Source organism: Gemmatimonas sp. (genome assembly GCF_041689975.1).
GTDB lineage: Bacteria > Gemmatimonadota > Gemmatimonadetes > Gemmatimonadales > Gemmatimonadaceae > Gemmatimonas.
In genome coordinates, this window is record NZ_JBDNFF010000104.1 from 1 (window position 1) to 21,717 (window position 21,717).

General features: G+C 65.0%; 19 protein-coding genes and 1 pseudogene. 2 read left to right on the plus strand and 18 right to left on the minus strand.

Annotated elements, in window-relative coordinates:
• The 12 genes and pseudogenes from ACESNG_RS07085 to murA form a co-directional block, all read right to left on the minus strand.
• Positions 1–483 (minus strand): annotated as a pseudogene (locus ACESNG_RS07085) (hypothetical protein); the annotation flags it as partial.
• 7 nt (positions 484–490) lie between these two features.
• The gene (secD, locus tag ACESNG_RS07090; protein ID WP_373068367.1) at positions 491–2,164 is read right to left on the minus strand and encodes a protein translocase subunit SecD; all 1,674 of its coding nucleotides are present in this window, start codon (positions 2,162–2,164) and stop codon (positions 491–493) included.
• Positions 2,165–2,241: 77 nt separating this feature from the next.
• Positions 2,242–3,210, minus strand: coding sequence for a bifunctional riboflavin kinase/FAD synthetase (locus ACESNG_RS07095; RefSeq protein WP_373061089.1), 969 nt, complete (start codon positions 3,208–3,210; stop codon positions 2,242–2,244).
• Entirely contained in the window at positions 3,207–4,112 is a 906-nt protein-coding gene (gene truB / locus ACESNG_RS07100; RefSeq protein WP_373061090.1) for a tRNA pseudouridine(55) synthase TruB, read from the minus strand. Before truB ends, ACESNG_RS07095 begins: the two co-directional genes overlap by 4 nt.
• A gap of 52 nt (positions 4,113–4,164) precedes the next feature.
• A complete protein-coding gene (gene rbfA / locus ACESNG_RS07105; RefSeq protein WP_373061091.1) occupies positions 4,165–4,632 on the minus strand; it encodes a 30S ribosome-binding factor RbfA in 468 nt (155 codons plus the stop codon).
• Positions 4,633–4,641: 9 nt separating this feature from the next.
• Positions 4,642–7,650 carry a translation initiation factor IF-2 gene (gene infB, locus ACESNG_RS07110; RefSeq protein ID WP_373061092.1) on the minus strand — a complete coding sequence of 1,003 codons (3,009 nt, stop codon included), beginning with the start codon at positions 7,648–7,650 and terminating at the stop codon, positions 4,642–4,644.
• Between the two features lie 9 nt (positions 7,651–7,659).
• The gene (locus ACESNG_RS07115) at positions 7,660–7,845 is read right to left on the minus strand and encodes a hypothetical protein (RefSeq protein ID WP_373068369.1); all 186 of its coding nucleotides are present in this window, start codon (positions 7,843–7,845) and stop codon (positions 7,660–7,662) included.
• 21 nt (positions 7,846–7,866) lie between these two features.
• The gene (locus ACESNG_RS07120) at positions 7,867–8,040 is read right to left on the minus strand and encodes a hypothetical protein (RefSeq protein ID WP_373068371.1); all 174 of its coding nucleotides are present in this window, start codon (positions 8,038–8,040) and stop codon (positions 7,867–7,869) included.
• A complete protein-coding gene (gene nusA / locus ACESNG_RS07125; protein WP_373061094.1) occupies positions 8,037–9,359 on the minus strand; it encodes a transcription termination factor NusA in 1,323 nt (440 codons plus the stop codon). Before nusA ends, ACESNG_RS07120 begins: the two co-directional genes overlap by 4 nt.
• Positions 9,360–9,368: 9 nt before the next feature.
• Positions 9,369–9,884: a ribosome maturation factor RimP gene (rimP, locus tag ACESNG_RS07130; RefSeq protein WP_373061095.1), complete on the minus strand. Its 516-nt coding sequence runs from the start codon at positions 9,882–9,884 to the stop codon at positions 9,369–9,371.
• Between the two features lie 107 nt (positions 9,885–9,991).
• Positions 9,992–10,705, minus strand: coding sequence for a polyphenol oxidase family protein (locus ACESNG_RS07135; RefSeq protein ID WP_373061096.1), 714 nt, complete (start codon positions 10,703–10,705; stop codon positions 9,992–9,994).
• A gap of 13 nt (positions 10,706–10,718) precedes the next feature.
• A complete protein-coding gene (murA, locus tag ACESNG_RS07140) occupies positions 10,719–12,014 on the minus strand; it encodes a UDP-N-acetylglucosamine 1-carboxyvinyltransferase (RefSeq protein WP_373061097.1) in 1,296 nt (431 codons plus the stop codon).
• A gap of 167 nt (positions 12,015–12,181) precedes the next feature.
• Here murA and ACESNG_RS07145 point away from each other — a divergent pair, with 167 nt between their 5' ends.
• Both ACESNG_RS07145 and ACESNG_RS07150 read left to right on the plus strand, forming a co-directional pair.
• Positions 12,182–12,742, plus strand: coding sequence for a hypothetical protein (locus tag ACESNG_RS07145; protein ID WP_373061098.1), 561 nt, complete (start codon positions 12,182–12,184; stop codon positions 12,740–12,742).
• Between the two features lie 7 nt (positions 12,743–12,749).
• Positions 12,750–13,688, plus strand: coding sequence for a zinc dependent phospholipase C family protein (locus ACESNG_RS07150; RefSeq protein WP_373068373.1), 939 nt, complete (start codon positions 12,750–12,752; stop codon positions 13,686–13,688).
• On the opposite strand, the gene gatB is transcribed toward ACESNG_RS07150, so the two are convergent.
• Genes gatB through serS form a run of 6 tightly spaced genes read right to left on the minus strand, consistent with a single transcriptional unit; the run spans position 13,657 to position 21,714 of the window.
• Positions 13,657–15,120 carry an Asp-tRNA(Asn)/Glu-tRNA(Gln) amidotransferase subunit GatB gene (gatB, locus tag ACESNG_RS07155; protein ID WP_373068375.1) on the minus strand — a complete coding sequence of 488 codons (1,464 nt, stop codon included), beginning with the start codon at positions 15,118–15,120 and terminating at the stop codon, positions 13,657–13,659. The two genes, ACESNG_RS07150 and gatB, sit on opposite strands and share 32 nt — an antisense overlap.
• Positions 15,117–16,529: an Asp-tRNA(Asn)/Glu-tRNA(Gln) amidotransferase subunit GatA gene (gene gatA / locus ACESNG_RS07160; protein ID WP_373062702.1), complete on the minus strand. Its 1,413-nt coding sequence runs from the start codon at positions 16,527–16,529 to the stop codon at positions 15,117–15,119. Before gatA ends, gatB begins: the two co-directional genes overlap by 4 nt.
• Complete coding sequence (locus tag ACESNG_RS07165; RefSeq protein ID WP_373062700.1) at positions 16,526–16,846, minus strand: aspartyl/glutamyl-tRNA amidotransferase subunit C; 321 nt, start codon at positions 16,844–16,846, stop codon at positions 16,526–16,528. The genes gatA and ACESNG_RS07165 overlap by 4 nt, the downstream gene beginning before the upstream one ends.
• Entirely contained in the window at positions 16,847–19,276 is a 2,430-nt protein-coding gene (locus ACESNG_RS07170; RefSeq protein WP_373062698.1) for an ATP-dependent helicase, read from the minus strand. It lies immediately after the preceding gene.
• Positions 19,273–20,424 (minus strand): ATP-binding protein, encoded by a 1,152-nt coding sequence (locus ACESNG_RS07175; protein ID WP_373062696.1) that lies wholly within the window; start codon positions 20,422–20,424, stop codon positions 19,273–19,275. The genes ACESNG_RS07170 and ACESNG_RS07175 overlap by 4 nt, the downstream gene beginning before the upstream one ends.
• A 12-nt stretch (positions 20,425–20,436) precedes the next feature.
• The gene (gene serS / locus ACESNG_RS07180) at positions 20,437–21,714 is read right to left on the minus strand and encodes a serine--tRNA ligase (protein ID WP_373062694.1); all 1,278 of its coding nucleotides are present in this window, start codon (positions 21,712–21,714) and stop codon (positions 20,437–20,439) included.
• Positions 21,715–21,717 lie beyond the last annotated feature (3 nt).

Genomic DNA, 21,717 nt, shown 5'->3' on the forward strand with positions numbered 1-21,717 from the left:
CGCGAGGTAGGCGAGCGTGATGAGCGACGCGAGCAGCATGGCCGTGAGCGCGCCCGAACGGAGCTCACTGCCGACCTTCGGTCCGACCGCTTCGGTGCGCACGATCGCCACGTTGCCGGCGCCGAACTGCTGTTCGAGCGCCGACGCGATCTTCTTGGAGATGCCCTCGGCACCCGCGGCCTGCGCTTCGACCAGCTTCTCGTCGCGGGCACGGATGGTGTACTCCGTGGCCGTACCGAACTCCTGGATTTCGCTGCCCGTGATGCCCGCCTTGTCGAGCGTACTTCGCACTACGGCGACATCAGGAGCCTGCTTGAATTGCACCTGCATCAGCGTACCACCGGTGAACTCGATGCTGTAGTTCACACCGCCGTTGATGCCGAAGGTGACGAGTCCCGCGACGATGAACGCGACCGTGATTCCGGCAGCGATGCGCCAATGCTTGACGAACTCGTACTTGGTGTTGTGAAAGATTCGCAGCATGGCGTCCTCAGATGCTCAGCGTCTGGTTGCCGCGCGTGCGGCTGAGCCAGATCATGAAGAAGGTCTTGCTCACGAAGATCGCCGTGAACAGCGAGGCCACGAGGCCCGCGATGAGCGTGACAGCAAAACCGCGCACCGGACCGGAGCCATACTGATACAGCACCATACCGGACAAGATCGTCGTCGCCGAGGTGTCGATGATCGCGCTGAGCGCATGGCGGAAGCCTTCATCGATGGCCAGTCGGTTCGACTTTCCGTGGTCGAGTTCTTCGCGTATACGCTCGAAGATCAGCACGTTGGCGTCGACGGCGATACCGATGGAGAGTACGAAGCCGGCCAGGCCGGGCAGCGTGAGCACGGCATTGAAGCCAGCGAGTATGGCAAGGGTATACACGAGGTAGAGCAGCAGTGCAGCCACCGCGAGCATCCCCGAGAACCGATAGTAGGCGATCAGAATGACGACGATGAGCAGGAATGCCGTCGCCAGCGCGAGCGCACCCTTATTGATCGAGTCGGCACCGAGGCTGGCACCGATGCTGCGGACCTCCGCGACCTTGAGCGGGACCGGGAGCGCGCCGGCGCGCAACACGAGCGCGAGGTCCTGTGCGGCCTGCAGCGTACCACCGCCCAGCGTGATCTGACCATTCCGACCGATCGCACTGTTGAGGACCGGCGCGGTGACGACGCGCTGGTCGAGCACGATGGCCATGTTGTCCTTCACGTGCTTGCCGGTTTCGACCTTGAAACGGCGCGCGCCTTCGTTGTTCAGCGTGAACTGCACGACGTTGCCTTCCACCGGATCGGTAGAGGGACGGGCGTCGGTAAGCACTTCACCGGTGATGATCGGGCGCGAATCGAGCACGTACAGCGCGAAGAAGCGCTGAGTGCCGGACACGAGCGAGTCGACGCCCCATCGCATCACCTTGCCCGGGGGCATGGCGTTCTGCATTGCGGGGAGTTTAAGTGCGCGCTCGATGGCCGCATATGCCGCTTCCGGCACGATGTACTGCCCGGGAATCTGTCCGGCCTGCACGTTCGTACTGAACAGCCCACCGGCGACTACCGCGGGCTTCGCGGCAACGGAATCGGCTCCGGTGGTCGCGACCGCCTTGCCAGTCGAGTCCTTCACGGAATCGGACTTCTGCGTGAGCAGCGAGGTGACACCGATCTTCTTGGTGGTGTCGCCCGACGCCTTGGCCTCAGCCGCCGTGGAGAGTCCGGCGTTCTTGGCGATCTCGTCGAAGCGCGGCATCACCTTCTCGAACGCCTGCGTCTTGTCGGTGATCTGGAACTCGAGAAAGGCCGACTTCTGCACGACGTCCTGCGCGCGTTCCGCGTCGTCGATGCCGGGCAGTTCGACGATGATGCGCTCGTTGCCGGCCTTCTGCACGACCGGTTCGGAGACCCCGAACTCGTCGATGCGCTGACGCACGACCTTGAGTGCACGATCGAGCGCCTCGGACTTGTCGGCGACCGCCTGCCTGGACTCGTCGACCTCGAGCGTCAGGTGCATACCGCCCTGGAGGTCGAGACCTCGCTTGAGGGGCACGCGACGAGCCGTGTCGTACACGAAAACGCCGTCGCGCTTCACCCGTTCAACAACGGTGCGCGGAAATAGAGTCCACACGGAGGCCGCGAGGAGTCCAACGATGAGCAGAATGCGGTACTTCAGGTTCGCCATCGATGCCGGTGGCCAGAGGTAATGACAGCGCGCCAGCAGGAGAGACGCGAGAAACGGCGAAAAGTCCGCCTAGCCTTTTAACTTAGGGGTTCGGCGCTCGTGGCGGTAGCCAGTCCCTGTAGAGTCTGGCGCGCGGCGGCTTCGTCGAGGGCAAGTTGCGCGCGCAGTGCCTCGATTCCGCTGTAGGCCTGGGTATCCCGAATCCGTGCGATCAGATCCAGCCGAATCGGCGCCCCGTACCAGTCGTGCGTGGCATCGAATACATGTGTCTCGATCCGCCGGGACGCATCCCCGAACGTCGGCCGCGGACCAAGGTTCAGCATGCCGCCGAAGGGCCCTTGTGGCGTCTGGACCCGGACAGCGTAGACGCCGTCTGGGGGAAGCAATTTCCGGAGGGGAGGGGGCAGCAGATTGAGCGTAGGATAGCCGATCAATCGCCCCCGTTGGTCGCCCCGGATGACGGTGCCGGCGAGACTGTAGGGGCGACCCAGGCCGGCCGCAGCGGTCGGCAGATCGCCCTTCAGTATCGCGGACCGAATGGCGGTCGACGAAATGGCCTGTCCGTCGGCAGCGTGCACCGGCGGCAACACGGTGACGCCGAACCCTCGGGAGGCGCCGAGCGCTTGCAGCACGTCAATATCTCCGAGCCGCCCGCGTCCGAATCCGTGATCATGCCCTACGAGCAGCTCGACGACCCGGAAGCGCTCGATCAGCACCGCATCCACGAACTGCTCCGCTTCGTACGACGCGAGAATGGGCGTGAACGGGAGTACGGCCACGTAGGACACGCCACACTGCGCGAACATCTCGAGCTTTTCGTCGTGCAACGTGAGCAGCGGCGGAGCGTCTGCCGGACGGACCACTTCCAGCGGATGCGGCTCGAAGGTCACGACGACACTCGGCCGCTTGGTCGCCGTGGCAAGCGCGACGAGGCGTGCCAAGACGTCATGATGGCCGCGGTGCACGCCGTCAAACGTGCCGACCGTGACGACGGCACCGGACTCGCCGATCGGCAATCCGACGGGATCGGACCACACCGACGTCACGGCGCCGTTTCCTGACTCAGCATGACCACGCGCGGTTGCCACCAGTCGCCGACGGTACGCTCGGCAATCGCGACGACCGAGTCGTTCCAGAGGAGCGCGCCGCGCGGGCCCGCGGTCGTTGCCGCCACGCGGCGGCCAACACGGAGCGCCGCGATGCCGGCGTCGTCGAGCGGCTCATGCGCGATGTCACCCAGGGCCGACAGTGGTGGGCGCAACAAGACGCGGCCATCGACGAGACTACCGGGGTCGAGCCGTTCGAGCGGTTCCGCATCGGCCACGCATGCCGCGCCGCTGGAAATGCGACGCAGACTGTCGCAGTGCGCCGCACTTCCGAGGGCGCGTCCAAGATCGCGTGCAAGCGCGCGGATGTACGTGCCTCCCCCACAAGTAATGCGCACGCTGAGCGAGTCGGACGAGCTTGCGAGCCACTCCCAGCGCATCACATTTACCGCAACCGGCGGGAGATCGACGACTTCACCTCGTCTCGCCAAGGCGTAGGCCCGTTCGCCGTTCACGTGCTTCGCGGAAAACGCTGGCGGTACCTGTGCCAGTTGCCCCGTCAGCGCAGCAATCGCATCGCGGAGCGGAGTCGCATCAGGATGCGCGAGGAGTTCGGCGTCGGGAGGCTTCACCTCGCGGGTGACCTCACCGGTGCGATCGTCGGTGTCCGTTTCGTAGCCGAACCGAATGACCGCATCGTACACTTTCGGCTCGCCGACGACATACGGCAGCAGTCGGGTAGCGGCATTGACCGCCAGCACGAGCAGTCCGGTAGCGAACGGGTCGAGCGTACCGGCGTGCCCAACCCGCTTGGAGCGGGCCGCACGTCGCACGACGCTGACGACATCGTGCGAGGTCATCCGCGCCGGCTTGTCGACATACAGCAGTCCTGACGTAATCATGACATCGCGCCCACGGCCGCCTCAGCGCGCCATCACGCCGAGCGGGTCGCGGTCACTCGGCTGAGGGCAAGGAGCCCGACGGGCCGCGGGCATCCCCGGCCGTCGAGTCGGCGTCGCCCGTGGTGTCTGCCACCGGCTCGTTTGCCACGTGTTCGCCGGCACCGGCATCACGATCGGTGCGGATTTGTGCCAACAGCTGTTCGATGCGCGATGCATGCGCAATGCTCTCGTCAGCTTTGAAGTGAATCTCCGGCGCGTTTCGCAGTCGCAGCGTCTTGCCGAGCATCGAACGCAAGTGCGACGCGACAGATCCGAGTCCCTCGAAAGTCGCCTTGATGGCTGCGTCATCTCCCATCACGCTCACGAACACGTTGGCGTGCCGAAGGTCGCGTGTCATCTCCACCGCTGTCACGGTAACGAAGCCACGAATTCGCGGATCCTTGGCGCCTTCTGCAAGGAAGGTCGCCACTTGTTCGCGAATCGATTCGGCAACGCGGTCAGGTCGCCGCGGTTCGCCCATACTGCCTCCTCAGGACTTTGCAGCCTGGTCGAGAGTACGAGCCACTTCTTCCGTACGGTAGCATTCGAAGACGTCGCCGACCTTAACGTCGTTGAAGTTCTCGATGCCGATACCGCACTCGTAGCCTTCCTTCACCTCGTTCACATCGTCCTTGAAGCGACGCAGTGACGCGATGCCGCCGTCGTAGATCTCGACGCCGTCCCGGATGACGCGCATACGTCCCTTCCGGTTCATGTTGCCCGAGCGCACGATGCAACCGGCGATCGTTCCGACGCGTGCGACCTTGAACGTTTCGCGTACCTCAGCTTCGCCGTACACCACTTCGCGCGACTCCGGGCGGAGCATGCCCTCGAGGGCGGCCTTCACGTCGGCCACGGCCTCGTAGATGATGCGATACAGCTTGATATCCACGCCTTCACGCTCGGCTGCCGCGCGGGCATTGTTGTCGGGACGGACGTGGAAGCCAATGATGATGGCCCCTGACGCCTTCGCGAGCAGAATATCCGTCTCGGCGATCGCACCAACGCCGCGGTGCAGGATTTCCACCTGCACTTCGGGGTTGGAGAGCTGCCCGAGCGCATCGGCCAGTGCTTCGGCCGGACCACCCTGGTCGGCCTTGATGACGAGGCGCAACTGACGCTTCTGGCCAGCGCTGGTCTGCGACATGAAGTCTTCCAGCGACACCAGTCCGCGCGTGCTGCGACGGCTCCGTGCTTCGCGATCCAGACGCTCACGACGCTGCGCAATGTCACGCGCCTCGGAGGCATCTTCGACCACGAGCAGCTGGTCGCCGGCCATGGGCACGCCCGTGAGGCCGAGGATCTGCACCGGAATGGCGGGACCCGCCGACTTCACGGGCTTGCCACGTTCGTCGAGCATGGCGCGTACGCGGCCGGAGTAGATGCCGCAGATATAGTCGTCACCGACCTTGAGCGTGCCGTTCTGCACGAGCACGGTCGCCACCGGTCCTTTGCCTTGGTCGAGCTGTGCTTCGACGACCGACCCGACCGCGCGACGCGACGGGTTGGCCTTGAGTTCGAGGATATCGGCCTGGAGCAGAATCTGATCGAGCAATTCTTCGATGCCGGTTCCCTTCTTGGCCGAGATCTCGGAGTGCAGCACGGTTCCGCCGAACTCTTCGAGCACGACTTCGTGCTGGAGCAGGTCCTGCTTCACCTTACCGATCTGCGCCGTGGGAAGATCAACCTTGTTGATAGCAATGATGATCGGAACGCCGGCGCTCTTCGCATGTGAGATCGCTTCGACGGTCTGCGGCATCACCTGGTCGTCGGCGGCAATGACGATGACGACAATGTCGGTAACCTGAGCACCGCGGGCACGCATAGCGGTAAACGCTTCGTGGCCCGGGGTGTCGAGGAACGTGATGGTACGCTTGTTGGCGACCTCCACGTGATAGGCGCCGATGTGCTGCGTGATGCCACCGGCTTCGCCGGCGACCACGTTGGCCTTTCGGATGTAATCGAGCAACGACGTCTTACCATGGTCGACGTGACCCATGATCGTGACAACCGGCGGGCGCGACCGAAGATCTTCCGGCGCATCCACAATCTGCTCGCCCTCCATATCAGCCGCGTAATCGCTTTCCTTGACGGCCTGGAAGCCGAACTCACCGGCGATCAGTTCGATCTGGTCAAAGTCGAGGCGCTGATTGATGGTGACCATGAGACCGAGCGTCTTGAACGCAAAGCCCACGATCTGCGTGGCGGAAACACCGAGGATCTGCGCGAGTTCGGACACCGTGATGAACTCGTTCACGCGGACGGTCTTGCGTTCCTTCTCCGCCGCCGCAACGCGCTGCTCCTCCATCTCGGCACGCATGTCGGAACCGAAGCGCCGTCCACCACGGCCGCGCGTTGGCGCGCCGCGCATGGCGGTCATCGTCTTCGTGATGTTGGCCGACACCGCTTCCTGATCGACCGCTCCACGCTTGCCCTTCTTGCCACGGCGCTGCTGACTCTGCGCGCTGGCCGCGATGCCGGTACCCTGACCAGCCTGTCCCGGCTGGCCACCGCCTTGACCACCGCCGGGTGCTCCACCCGGGCCGCCTTGCGGGCCGCCGGGGCGACGATCATCACGGCGCTGACCCTGACCGAGTCCACCACCCGGCGCGGCGGACGCGATCGGACGCGCCCCGCCGAAATTCGGCGACCCACCCATGCGGCCCGGGCGCGGCGCGCCAGGAACGACCGGACGCGGACGCGGCCGATCGGCCGACAGCGGAGCCGACGGTGCGGGTGGCATGATGGCGGCGACCGGCGCCGCCCCGATTGGAGCCGATGCGGCGGTGGCGACTGGCGCGGGCGGCGCTGTGACCGCGGCAGGACGATCGACGACGGATGCCGGTCTCGGCACAGCAAGACGCGGCGAAGGCGCGGCGTCCTGCCGTGCGAACACGACGGGCTTCGGCTTCGCAGGCGGCGGCGTCAGAACGACGGGCGGATCAATGCGCACGGGTTCGGCGGCCGCTGCGGCCGAGAGCTCGGCGGCGCGTTCTACTGAGACGTGTTCGATGTCAGCACGTTCTTGGGGTTCCTGCTCGACGGGTGCTTCCATCGCAGCCGGGACCGCCGGACGGTTGACTTCGACCGTGTTCTGCTCCCGCTGCGCTTCGGGGGCGGGGGCGTCGGCAGCGTGGTTTTCGTCCCCGTGCGCGTGGGCGGCGGCGAACTCACCGGCGTGGGCGTCGACCTCAGCGGCACGCCGACGACGCACTGCGGGGGCAGGCGCTTCTGCCTCGGCCGCTGGGATCACAGCATCGGGTGCAGCGGCGGCTCCCGTGCGACGGCGTCGAGGAGCGGCGGCCGGTGCGGGCTGCGCTTTCTCAGCGCGCACGCGCTTTTCGCGCTCCCATCGGGCGCGAATACGGGAAACCTGATCGTCGGTCAACAGCGACAAATGGCTGCGAACCGGAACGTCCATCTGGCGCAGCAGCGCGATAACCTCGTCAGCCGAGATACCGAACTCACCCGCCATGTCATGCACACGAAGCTTGCTCAACCCGTCCTCCTAACGCGAAACGCGCGTCGCGTCGCCTGCCGGGGTTGCCCCGGCCACGGCGCTACGGATACCGCGCGCCAGCGCTTGATCTACAATCCCGATCGCCGCTGTCGTATCCCGCCCGACAGCACCGCCCAGCTCGGCCGCACTCGGCCACTCCAACGTTTCGATGCGACGGGCCCGAAGGACCGGCACGACCTTCTCCAGCGAGTGGCGCTAGACATCGCTCGCGACCACCGCCAGCACCACTTTGCCCTTCCCGGCTTCAATGGCGACGCGTTCGGCGCCGACCACGATAAGCCGACCGCGCGCTCCGAGCCCGATCAGTCCGAGCACCTTTCGGCGCACGGGATCATCGAGCGTCGGCGCGACGCGGGGTTCATCACTCACGCGCTCGAACTTCCGGCGTCGCCGTCGTCTTCGGTGGTGAGCTCGTCGATGATGGCCATGATCCGATCGGCCTCTTCGGGAGCGATACCGGGCAACCGCAGGAGATCGTCGCGATCGAGATCGAGAATGTCGTTCAGTGTGGTAAGCCCGGCTTCCGCCAGCACGGCGACCGTTCCGATCTCGAGCCCTTCGATCTCGTTCAGCGGGACATCTGCTTCTTCTTCTTCTTCTTCGGGCAGCGGTGCGAACAGCGGCGCTTCTCCGCCCTTCTCCATCCACTCACGGCTCGAGTACAGGTCGATCTTCCATCCGGTCAACTCGGACGCTAGACGCACGTTCTGACCGTTGCGTCCAATCGCGAGCGAGAGCTGGTCTTCGTCGACGACGGCTTGAATTGTTCGCGACATCGCGTCACTGAACACGCGAGCGACGCGAGCTGGGGCAAGGGCCAGCTTGGCGAAGCGCTCCGGATCGGGTGACCAGGGCACGATGTCGATACGCTCTCCACCGAGTTCGTTCACGACCGCCTGCACGCGCGATCCCTTGAGGCCGACGCACGCGCCGACCGGATCGATGGCGTCATCACGGGACGTGACGGCGATCTTGGTGCGGCTGCCCACTTCACGGGCGGCCGCCTTGATCTCCACGATGCCCTGCTGAATTTCGGGCACTTCGAGCTTGAAGAGCGCCTGCACGAACAGGGCATCGGAGCGGCTCAGAATCAGACGCGGCCCCTTCGGCGTGTCCTCGACTCGCTTGAGGACGGCGCGGACGGGCTCACCCTGATGGTAGTGCTCGCGATGGTTCTGCTCGCGATACGGAATGATGGCTTCCGCTTCACGGAACTTGTTGAGCATGACCACCAGCTTGCCACGCTCGATCTGCTGCACTTCACCGGAGAGGAGGTCTCCGACCCGGCCGGCGAACTCGTCACGAATGCGCGTGCGTTCGCCTTCGCGCACGCGCTGCACAATCCGCTGCTTGGCGGCCTGAACGGCGGTGCGGCCGAATTCATTGAAATCGACCTCGGTTTCCATCACGTCCCCGATCTGGAACTCCGGGTCCATGAATCGCGCCTCTTCGAGCGGGACCTCACGCGCAGGATCGGTCACTTCCTCCACAACCGTCTTGAGCAGCACGATGCGGATAGCGCCCTTCTCCTCGTTGATCTCGACTTCTGCCTGCACGGTGGCCCCGTGCTTCTTAGCCAGTGCAGCATGAATGCCGTCCTGGAGAAGCCCGTGCAGCTCCTCGCGCGTGATCTGCTTCAGATTCGACAGTTCACGGAATGCTGCGAGAATCTCCGCTGGTCCGGCCATCCGTCTCCCCTATCGTTTCCAGTGAAACGCCAATCGCGCTTGGGTGACCTCGACGAGGGGGAGTTGGAACTCCCTCCCTTTCGGATCACGCACCAGCGCGAGTTCGGCGCCTTCCTCGCCGTCCAGCGCAAGGATCTCGACTTCCTGTTTACCCCCCGCCAGCGCGCCGCTCGTGACCGTTGCTCGGCGTCCGACGAATCGGCGCCAATCTGCAGCGGTTTTCAACGGCCGGTCTGCGCCCGGCGAAGAAACTTCCAATACATACTGCTCTCCGACCATCGCCTGGGCTTCCAAACGCGCTTCCACCGCGCGGGATGCCTTGGCACAGTCTTCGATCGTCACCTTCGTGCCGTCACGCCGGTCGATTCGGATCTCGAGCACGGGACGAGAGCGTGAGCCCCCGCGCCGGATCTCCACCAAATCAAAGCCAAGCGTGTCAAGCTCTTGTGCGACAATGGGTTCGACTATCTCGCCCACCTGCACGTCTCCAGTAAGAACCAGAAAAAACCAAACACCGAAGAACAAAAAAGTGTGGGGACCATCCCCACACTTCACCCACCCGCGCGAGGCGGGCGAAATTCACGAAGGAGTTACTACCTAGAGTGGCAACCTACGCCCCACCGCCTGCAAGGTCAAGATGACTGGAGCGCAATTACGCCCAACTGCCGACCCTGATCTCCGCCACGATGGCTGAAGAACCGGTCGGCATGGCATCGCGTACAGGCAGGACTGACTGAAATCTGGGTGACCCCGCGGCGCCAAACCTGTTCCCGCAGCACTTCGCGCACGTCCAGTTGACCCTTGGCGAATACGGGAACTCCGTACACAGCGCTGAGCACCTCAGGACCAACCTCGTAGCACGCGAAACAGATCGAAGGACCGAGATGCACCACGCATTCGTCGGCGGGAAATCCGAGCGCGCCCAGCTGGTCGAGGCCGGCGTCGAGGATGCGCGCCGCCGTTCCGCGCCAGCCGGCGTGCAGCACCGCAACGGCTCCACCCGGATGTGCGATAAAGACGGGGGTGCAATCGGCGATCGTCACGGCCAGCGCCGTCCCCGGCGTAGTCGTGACATGACCATCCACGCCGCGCAAGCGCAGCCATCCGCGCCAGCCGGCCACGTGGCGCTCCACGCTCGCGCCATGGACCTGGTGGGCCGTGGCGAGTCGCTCGATCCGGAGCGCCTGCAGCCCATCCTGGAGTGCGGCCCATCGATCCATCACCTCGCCAACCGGTTCCTGCGATCCCATCCCGAACGTGCCGTCGGCGCGGGTCGTGGTCCACGCCAGCACGCCATCGGGCATACCGGATACCGGCTCCGCCGATCCCAGCGGCATCAGACTCATCGACGTCCCGTGATCAGCGCGCGCTCAGTTCGACGCGCCGAATCCTGGCGCCGAGGGCTCCGAGTCGCTCTTCGATCCGCTCATAGCCACGCTCGATCTGCTGGGCGTTGTTGATGACGCTCGTTCCATCCGCACACAATGCGGCCAGCAGCATGGCCATGCCGGCGCGGATGTCGGGCGATTCCACCGTGCTACCGCGCAGTTTCGTAGGACCGGAGACAATCGCGCGATGCGGATCGCAGAGCACGATGCGAGCGCCCATGCTGACCAGCTTATCGGTAAAGTAAAGACGGGATTCGAACATCTTTTCATGCATGAGGATCATCCCCTCACACTGCGTCGCCGTGACGATGGCAATCGACATGACATCGGCCGGGAACGCAGGCCACGGCTGATCCTCGAGCTTCGGGACGTGTCCGCCAAGATCACTTTGAATCACGCGCGACTGCTGAGCGGGCACGATCAGGTCGTCGCCGTCGATGATACAGGAAACGCCCAGCCGCTCGAACCCGATGAGTATGCTGCGCAGATGCTCGACGCCGGCCCGTTCAATGCGAATTTCCGAGCGGGTCACCGCCGCGAGTCCGATAAACGATCCGACCTCGATGTGATCGGGACCGATCTCGTGCGTTGCACTGCCGAGCGGCCTGCCGCCTTCGATGGTGTAGACGTTCGACCCGATGCCGTCGATGCGCGCGCCGAGGGCGACGAGGAAGCGCGCGAGGTCCTGGACGTGTGGTTCACTCGCCGCGTTGCGCAGCACGGTGCGCCCCGTGGCAGCGACCGCGGCCATGAGCGCGTTCTCAGTGGCCGTTACGCTGGGCTCATCGAGAAAAACGTCGGCGCCGGTCAAGGCCTTCGCGGTGAAGCGAAACCGCTCACCCAATTCGTACTCGGCGCCGAGCGCGTGCAACACGTGGAAGTGGGTGTCGAGCCGGCGGCGGCCGATCACGTCGCCACCAGGTGGCGATAGCGTCACCGTGCCGCAACGCGCGAGCAGCGGCGCGGCAAGCAGGATCGACGCGCGAATCCGCGCGCACATCGTCGGATCGAGGTCGGTCGCTTTTACCGACCTCGCATGCACACGCAGCGAGTTCGGGCCGTTCCACTCGCATTCCGCGCCGGTGGTGCGGACAAGTTCCACGAGGGTCTCGATATCCCGAATCCGAGGGACGTTATGCAGCTGTACCGGCTGATCGGTCAGCAACGTGGCGGCCACGATCGGCAGCGCGGCATTCTTATTGCCTGCTGGTCTGATCGAGCCACTGAGACGCTGACCCCCTTCGACAATAAACTGGACGGCGGACATGCACTCGGGGTTGAACGCGGCGATTGAACGGAGCGATCGGGCGAGCGGAAGGATAGCAGCCGCGAAAGCGTCACGCACGCCCTGACCGTCACGTACTGGTCGCCGACGCCTGGTATCGATCGCCGCAGCCCCTTCCCGACCCTGCCGGAAACCCTTAGATCATCATTATGACCTTTGTGAGTGCGTTGTCTGCGCGGCTTCTGCAGGCCGCCACGTTCCCGGACACCATCATCGCCCGCACGATCCCCGAGCGCGGCGTGCTGGAGTGGACGAGCGGTGTGCTTCAGGTCGTCGTGCTTCTGCTTGGCATCGGCGTGCTGATTGCGACAATTCTGCTGATCCTCTCGATGCGCGCCGGCGTGCGGAAGTTCAACGAGACGGTCGACAAACTGACCACCGACGCGAAGCCGCTGCTGGCGAACGCGACGGCAATCGTAGGCGACGCACGGGAAGTGGTGGCGATGCTCCGGACTGATGTGGAGCGTGTGACGGACGCGGCCGAGACGTTGAGCGAGCAGTTGCTCGACGCGGCGGAAACAACGGCACGTCGCGTGGATGACGTGAACGCGGTACTGGATGTGCTGCAGGACGAACTGGAAGACACCGCGCTTTCTGCCGTCTCGGCGATTCGCGGGGTTCGCGTGGGCGCGGGCGAACTGACGACGGGACTGAGTCACCCGCGGCCGCGTCGTACCCCTGTCCCCGTGGATCCTGACGACGACGACTGAGCGCTTCGTGCTCGTACGTCATGGTGCCTGGATGGTCGGTAGCCTCGCGGTGCTGGTGGCGTTGGTCTGCTTCCCCACGGACGCCTGGGCCTGGACGCCCGGCACTCACGTCTTCCTTGGCGATGCGCTGCTCCGGAATCTCTCGCTCGTGCCGTCGACGATCGCGGACCTGCTGGCGGCGTATCCCACCGACTTTCTCTACGGGTCGATCGCGGCGGATACGAGCATCGCCAAGAAGTACGCAGAGGTTGGGCGTCACTGTCACTCGTGGCGCGTCGGCCTCGAGATCCATGATGAAGCGGAACCGCCGTCGTTGCGTGCCTTTGGCCTCGGATATCTCGCGCATCTGGCCGCCGATGTGGTGGCCCACAACTTCTTCGTACCGCGACAGCTGGCTGTGACCTCGAGTACGACTGCGCTCGGTCATAGCTACTGGGAGAGCCGGATCGACACGCACCTGGGCGATCCTTGGCCGCGACGCGCCCGTGACCTCCTGTCCATCGATCACTCGCCGGCCGATCTGCATCTCGATCGCATTCTGAGCCCTACGTTGTTCGGCACACCGACCAATCGGCGCATCTTTCGCGGCATGGTGTACGTGACCGATACGGACTCATGGCAGCGCATCTTCCAGCTCGTTGCGGAGAAGAGCCGCTGGGATCTGAGCGATGCCGAAGTCGGTCGTTACATGGCGCGCTCGTTCGACTACATCGTAGATCTGTTCAATCGCTGGGACAACAGCGATGCGTTTCGCTTTGACCCATCGGGCGACAGTCCGCTGCGCGAAGCGAAGAAAGTCCGCCGTCAAGCGAAGCGCGAAGGCGGTGATGTGCGAGCGGCGCTGGAAGCCGATCGGATGTTCGGCATGCCGGTGACCGAACTCCGACATGCCGCTGCACTCCCGACGCCGCTCTTCACTCCGCGCGAGCGGCCAGCAGCTGATTGACCCTCTTCGGGTCGGCGGAGCCTTTCGACTTCTTCATGACCTGGCCGACCAGGACACCCTGCAGCTTTTGCTCGCCCGCCATGAAGCGCGCGGCCTCGGTCGGTGACTCGGCAAACACCTCGTCGATCCAAGCGACCAGCGCGGAGTCGTCGGTGACCTTGAGCAAACCCTCGCGCGTCGCGATCACCAGTGGCTCGGTGGGCTCGCGTTCCATGAGCGTAAAGATCTGACGGGCCGCGGTGTTGGAGATGTCACCCCGCGCTTCGAGCTTGATGAGCGCGCCGAGACGCGTGGGGTCGACCGCATGGTCGAGCAGTGTGCCCCCTGATGCATTCACGGCGGCGAGCACGGGACCGAGCATCCAGTTGGCCGTACGGCGCGCGTCACCCGACGACGCGACGACGGCTTCGAAGCGATCAGCCAGGGTGCGATTCACGATGAGCTGTTCGATGTCCGCGGCGCCGAGTCCGTACTGCACGGTGAATCGGTCGCGCTTCGCGGCCGGCAATTCGGGGAGTGATTCGCGCTGTGCCTGCACGAACGCGGGGGTGAGACAGAGTGGCGGCAGATCCGGCTCGGGAAAGTAGCGGTAGTCGTGACTGCCTTCCTTGCTGCGCGCGGAGCGCACCTGATTGCGTTTCTCGTCGTAGAGCAACGTCTGCTGCTCGACGCGACCGCCACTCTCTAGGATCGCGCGCTGCCGCGCGAACTCGACCTCGACGGCGCGCTCCGCCGACGAGAAGGAGTTGAGGTTCTTGACCTCGGTTTTCGTGCCGAGCGTTTCGACGCCGCGCGGACGGATGGAGATATTCACGTCCACGCGCAGCGACCCTTCCTCCATGTTCGCGTCGGAGACTTCAGTGTACTCGAGGATCTGCTTGAGTCGACGGAGGTAGCTCACGGCGTCGGCCGCGGAGTGAATCTCGGGCTCCGACACGATCTCGATGAGCGGGGTGCCGGCGCGGTTCAGATCGATGGCGGTGGCGTCACGGAACCGGTCGTGCACCGACTTTCCGGCATCTTCTTCCATGTGCACGCGATGGACACGGATCGCACGCGGCGGATCGACGGTGTCATCGACGACGATCGTGCCGCCGGTCGCGATCGGCTGATCGAACTGCGATATCTGATATCCCTTGGGCAGGTCAGGATAAAAATAGTTCTTCCGCGCGAACACCGACGTCTCGTGCACGATGCAGCCGAGGGCCAGCGACGCGCGCGCGGCGAGTTCGACGGCGTGCGCGTTCAACACCGGCAGTGCCCCCGGCAACCCCAGGCACACCGGACACGTGTTGGTGTTGGGTGCTTCGCCGAACGATGTCGCGCAGCCACAAAAGATCTTGCTGCGCGTTTTCAACTGGCAGTGCACTTCAAGACCGATGACGAGCTCCCAATCGACGGCCGAACTGGTAGTTGGCGATGTCGTGTTCATGCACCGATCTCCATTCCCATGGCGTGCTCGAGAGCAGCCGCGGCCTTGAACATCGTGGTTTCGTCGAAGCGGGCCGCCATGAACTGTCCGCCCACGGGGAGTCCGTCGACGAGGCCGATCGGCTGCGACATGGCGGGAATGCCCGCAAGGTTGGCCGTCACCGTGTAGATGTCACTGAGATACATGTCATACGGATCGGACACCTCACCGATGCGAAACGCCGGCGTCGGTGCGGTGGGCGTGAACAACACGTGCACGCCCGAGGCGAAGACGCGCTCGAAGTCTTGCGTGATGAGCGTGCGCACGGTCTGCGCGCGACGATAGTACGCGTCGTAGTAGCCTGCACTGAGTACGTACGTGCCAAGCAGAATGCGACGTGTCACTTCCGCACCGAAACCGCCTGAGCGCGTGCGCTCGTACATCTCGCGCAGTCCATCGGCATTGGCGCGTAGACCGTAGCGTACGCCGTCGTAGCGCGCGAGGTTGCTCGATGCCTCGGCCGGCGCGAGCACGTAGTACACGGGGATCGCGAGCGCCGTGTGCGGCAACGAGACATCGCGCACTTCGGCACCGAGCGCACGCAGGCGTTCGAGCGACGCATCGCAGTGTGCACGAATGCGGATGTCGAGGGCATCTGTGAAATACTCGACCGGGCGACCAACAACGAGACCGGCGAGCGGCTGTGTACGGTCGAGAAGTACAGCAGACTCGCGTAGTGGGGGCACCGGCTGTGACGCGCAGGTGGCATCGTACGGATCGTGTCCGGCGATGATCTCCAGCCCAAGCGCAGCATCGTGGACATTACGCGCGAAGACGCCGACGTGATCGAGCGACGATGCGTAGGCGACGAGGCCGAAACGGCTGACGCGTCCATACGTGGGCTTCACCCCGACGATCCCGCAGAAGGCGGCTGGCTGACGCACGGAGCCACCGGTCTCGGAGCCGAGCGCGAGGCGGACGACACCGGCCGCGACGGCTGCCGCGGAGCCACCGGAGGAGCCTCCCGGCACGCGCGTGCGATCGACCGGATTCCGCGTGGGACCGTAAGCACTGTTTTCGGTCGACGACCCCATGGCGAATTCATCCATGTTCGTCTTGCCGATCACAATCGCCCCGGCATCACGCAACTTCCGCACGGCAGTGGCTTCGTAGGGACTGACGTACCCCTCGAGAATCCGCGATCCGCAGGTGGTCGGCAGGGTGAGCGTGGCGAGGTTGTCCTTGATGGCGACCGGTACGCCAGCGAGATCGGCGGTACTCGCGCTGGTCGCCGACGCACGGGCGGCGGCCAACGATCCTTCGCGATCAACGGCGAGGAAGGCGTTCAGACCGCTGGGACCGGCATCGACGGCGTCATACTGGGCCCACGCTGCTTCGACCGTGTGCGTCTTCAGCGATTCCACGCTCATGCGTCACCCTCGGAGGCGGAGGCACCGGCATCGCCGTGGGTGGCCAAGCGTGGCACCAAAAAGAATCCATCGCGCGTGGCCGGCGCGAATGCTTCGCGGGTGCGTTGCAGCGCCACTGGCGGCACGTCGTCGGCGCGAAGCGGCATACCAGCCTCGGCGCGCCCGCCGAGATCGGCGGGCAGCGCAGTCGGCTGCAGCGCATCGATATGCTCGAGGATGCCGTTCAGCTCAGCGACGAGACCGGGAAGGCGTGCGTCGTCGATCGCCAGGCGCGCGAGTTGCGCCACATGGAGCACATCATCGTTCGTAACCGACACCTAGTCCCACCCGCGTTCGAGTTTGGCCTGCGCCAGCACTAGGGTCTTGCGGCCGATTTCTTCGTCCTCGAAATCGATGCGCACCTTCAAGTCGCGCCCACTGCCAGTGAGTTCGGCGATGGTGCCCGAACCGAACTTGCCGTGACGCACCTTCTCGCCGATGGCGAACATCGGTGCATCCTGCGACTCGTGTTCCGGCTCGGTGGGGCGATCACGCCGCGCGGGCGTGGAGAACGACCCGGCACTCTTGCCGAACGCGGTATTGCCGGCGCCGTACGACGCGCTGCCATACGGTCCGCCGGAGCGCTTTGCCCCACTACCACCACCGGCACTGTAGCTGCTGCGTCCCCACGAGTCGTCGCTGTCGCGCCCGGACTGCGTACCGCCAATGGAGGCGAAGCCGCCCCGTCCCTCGGACTTGGCGCGCGCCGTCTTCTGGCGTTCGGCCAACGAGATCGTGACCTGCTTGAGAAAGCGCGAGGGCATCGAAAACATCATCTCGCCATTTCGCCGACGCTGCTCGGCGCAGGTGAGGTACAGCTTCGTCTCGGCGCGCGTGATGCCCACGTAGAACAGACGGCGCTCCTCTTCGAGCTGACTGGGATCCTCGGCCGCGCGCGCGAGCGGGAAGAGACCGTCCTCGAGGCCGGAAACGAACACGAGCGGGAACTCGAGTCCCTTCGCGTTGTGCATCGTCATGCAGGTCACCGCGTCGGCATTCGGATCGAGCTTGTCGATACCGGCGACGAGCGTCGACGACTGCAGGAAGTGATCAAGCGGCGTGAGTCCGACTTCACCACCTTCGTCGGCGACGACCTCCGCGGCACCGGCGATGAGTTCGCGCACGTTTTCAATGCGCTCCAGCCCTTCCGGCCCTTCGGCGCGCAGGTGGTCGGCATACTTGATCGAGGCGGCGAGGTCGCGGAGCAGTTCATCGACCGCCGAGTCGATGGCCGCTGCACGCAAGCGCTGTACGAGCGAGACGAAATCAGCGAGGGCCGTTCGCGCGGCGGGGCGCAACTCCGCGATCACATCGATGCGCGACGCGATCGTGAGCAGTGGCACGCCCGCGCGCTGGGCGCGCTCGACCAGCAGCGTAATCGTGGCGTCGCCGAGTCCGCGCTTGGGCACGTTCACGGCACGACGGAACGCCTCGTCGTCGGCGGGATTGGCGACCAGTTTCAGGTAGGCCATGATATCGCGGATCTCGCGACGATCGTAGAAGCGTACGGCGCCGACGAGACGATACGGCATATTGCGGCGACGAAACGCGTCTTCGATCGCGCGGCTCTGCGCATTCGTGCGGTACAGCACCGCGCAGTCGCGCCGCGCGAGATCGGAGCGCGACATGCGCGCGGTGATCGTGTCGGCGATGAAGTCGGCTTCGTCGCGCTCATCCAGTGCTTCGACCAGCGTGACCGTTTCCCCCTCCGGTCGCGTGGCGCGTAACGTCTTGCCGCGCCGCTCCGTGTTCTCCGCGATCACGGCGTTGGCGAGCGCGAGGATGTTCGGCGTGGACCGGTAATTCTCTTCGAGGCGCACGACGCGCGCACCAGGGAAGGCGCGCTCGAAATCGAGGATGTTGCGGATGTCGGCGCCGCGCCACCCGTAGATGGACTGGTCGTCGTCACCGACGACCATCACGTTGCGATAACCCCCACCCATGAGCTGCACGAAGCGGAACTGCGCGGCGTTGGTATCCTGATACTCGTCGACGAGCACGTACTTGAAGCGACGCTGATAATGCGCCCGCAGTGCCTCGTCCTGCTCGAGTGCGCGAACAGGCAGCACCAACAAATCGTCGAACGTGACCGCGTTGGCTTGTTGCAACGCGTGTTCGAGATCGGTGTACACGCCGGCGACGGCCGTGGTGAATGTGTCACGCGCGGTGCGTGCATACTCGCCGGGCGCGACGAGGGCATTCTTGGCACTCGAGATCGCGCTGAGAATCGCCTTCGGCGCGAACTGTGTGGGGCTGAGCTTTCGACGCTCCATGACGCGCTTGACAGCGCCGATGGTGTCGTCTTCGTCGTAGATCGTGAAGTTCTGCTGTCGCCCCACGATCGGGGCAACACCGCGCAGCATGCGCGCGCCGAGGGCATGGAAGGTGCCGCACCACATACCCTTGGGTTCGTGTCCGAGAAACCTGGCGATTCGGGCTCGCATCTCGCCGGCCGCCTTGTTCGTGAACGTCACGGACAGGATGTCGTGAGGGGCGACCCCGCGATCGCCGATCAGCCGTGCAATGCGTGTGGTGAGCACGCGTGTTTTTCCTGAACCGGCACCGGCGAGGATCAGCGCCGGACCGTCGTCATGAAACACGGCCTCGCGCTGGCCGGGATTCAGGCCTCGTGTGAGCGCCTCGAGATCGAGCGTCGGCGCCGCAGGCACCGCGTCAAAAAGGGAACCGGACCAACCCGTCGTCGTCATCCGCTCAAGATAACGTCGAAGGCCGCTCCGCGGTCGGTGTCGGCGAGCACCAGCTTCCCTTCGTGATTCTCCTGCACAATCCGACGCGCGAGCGAGAGTCCGATGCCCCACCCACGATCCTTCGTGGTGAAGCCGGCGTCGAAAATGCGCTGTCGCAGCTTGCGGGGAACGCCGGGGCCGTCGTCCTGCACGCGAATGCGCACCCCGCCCTCCGGGAGCGGCACCGCCGACACGATGACCTCCCCATTGCGTCCAGCTAGAGCATCCATGGCGTTCTTGATCAGCACTTCCATGACCCACTCGAGCAGCACCTTGTCGCCGCGGGCCATGAGCGGTCCCTCGGGGTGCTCGCTCCGAATGCGGACCGTACGCGCGAGTGTCGGCGCGCGCGCGGCAAAGTAGGACGCGAGCCGATCGACGAGCGCAGCGCAGTCCACTTGGTCGTCACGCGGCGGACGGCCGATGCGTTCGAACCGATGGGACACCCGTTCCAGCCGCTGCAGATCTTGCTCCATGGCGTCGACCGCTCGCGTCGCGGTGGTCGTCGTGACCATGTCGCGCAATAATTCAAGCCATCCGGCCATCGCCGAGAGCGGGGTTCCGAGTTGGTGCGCGGCCTCGCGCGCCATACCGGCCCACACCTTCTCGCGATCAGCTCGCCCGCGCTCGATCAGCGCGTAGATGCCGAAGGCGACGAGTAGACCGATGCCGATGGCCTGCAGGATGGGAATGACCTGCAGGCCACGCACGATCGGGCTGTCGCCGTAATGCACACCACCGCCACCGGGCTGCAGGACCGGCGCACTCTGCCGATCGAGTTCCTGCACGAACGCTTTCGTGCGCGCACCGTCGAGGGGTTCGTCGAACGGCAAGTTTGCGACGGCTGAGACCCGGCCGTCGGGATCGGTGAGCACGAGGGGCAACCCCGACTCACGGATCTGCTGGGAAAGCTCCAGCAGGGTTACGGTGGGATCCTGCGTGGCGCTCGTATCCTGCAACGCCCGGAAGATCCGCGAATACATCTGCCCCTGCCCTGCCGCCGCGACCCGCAGTTGGCGCACCACATGCTGCGTGTAGACGACGTACCACGTGAGCAGCCCCAGCACGCCGAGCACCATGACGACTACGGGCCAGCGGCGACGACGCATGGTCAGCGACGCTCAGCGCAGTTCAGCGCGGCCGAGGTACGGCTGAAGCGCCTCGGGAATCCGGACCGAGCCATCGGGCTGCTGGTGATGCTCGAGAATGCTCGCGATGACGCGCGAGAAGGCGAGCGCCGATCCGTTCAGCGTGTGCACGAGTTTCGGCTTCTCTCCCGGCGCGGGACGAAAGCGGATGTTCGCGCGACGCGCCTGGAAGTCGGTGAAGAGGCTGCAGCTCGAGACTTCGAGCCACTTGCCGACGCCCGGCGCGAATACTTCGAGGTCGTACGTCTTTGCACTCGAAAACCCCGTGTCACCGGCGGCCAGCAGCAACACGCGGTACGGCAATTCGAGCCGTTGGAGAATTGTTTCCGCTTGGCTGGTCAGCAGCTCCAGCTCGTCGAAAGACGTGTCGGGATTGGCGTACCGCACCAGCTCGACCTTGTCGAACTCGTGGACACGGAGGAGACCACGCGTGTCCTTGCCGGCGGCGCCCGCCTCACGTCGGAAGCAGGCGCTGAAGGCGCAGAACCGTTTCGGCAGTTCGCTCGCGTCGAGAATCTCGTCGCGATACAGATTGGTGACCGGGACTTCGGCGGTGGGAATAAGAAACAGCTCGTCTTCGGTAACCGCGTAGGCGTCTTCCTCGAACTTCGGAAAGTTGCCGGTGCCGGTCATCGACGCACGATTCACCACCAGCGGCACCCACGTTTCTTCGTAGCCGTGCTCCTCGGTGTGAATATCGAGCATCATGTTCATGAGGGCTCGCACAAGACGAGCGCCGCGACCGCGGTACACGATAAAGCCCGAGCCGCTGATCTTGGCGCCACGGGCGAGGTCGATCATGCCGAACGCTTCGCCCTTCTCCCAGTGCGGCACGATGGACGCGTGTGGCGTGCGCGGGCTTCCCCAGCTCCGCACCACCGTGTTGCCGGTCTCGTCGCCCTCCGGGACGTCGGGCAACGTGATGTTCGGCAGCTCGTACAGCATGACTTGCACCGCCGCCTCGGTTTCGGCGCGGCGCTGCTCGAGCGTGGCGATCTGCTCGCCGATGGCGCGTCCTTCGGCCATGAGTTCGGTCGCGTCTTCACCCGCCTTGCGACGCTGACCAACCTCCGCCGTGACCTTGTTCCGATGCGCCTGCCGGGCCTCGAGCTCCGTGATCGCCGCCCGACGCTCTCGTTCGAGCGATTCTGCGCGGTCGAGCATGGGGCCAAGTTCGGCGAGCTTACCGCGACGGCGCATGCCTTCACGCAGATGCTCGAGCTGGTCGCGCAACAACCGAATATCATGCATGCG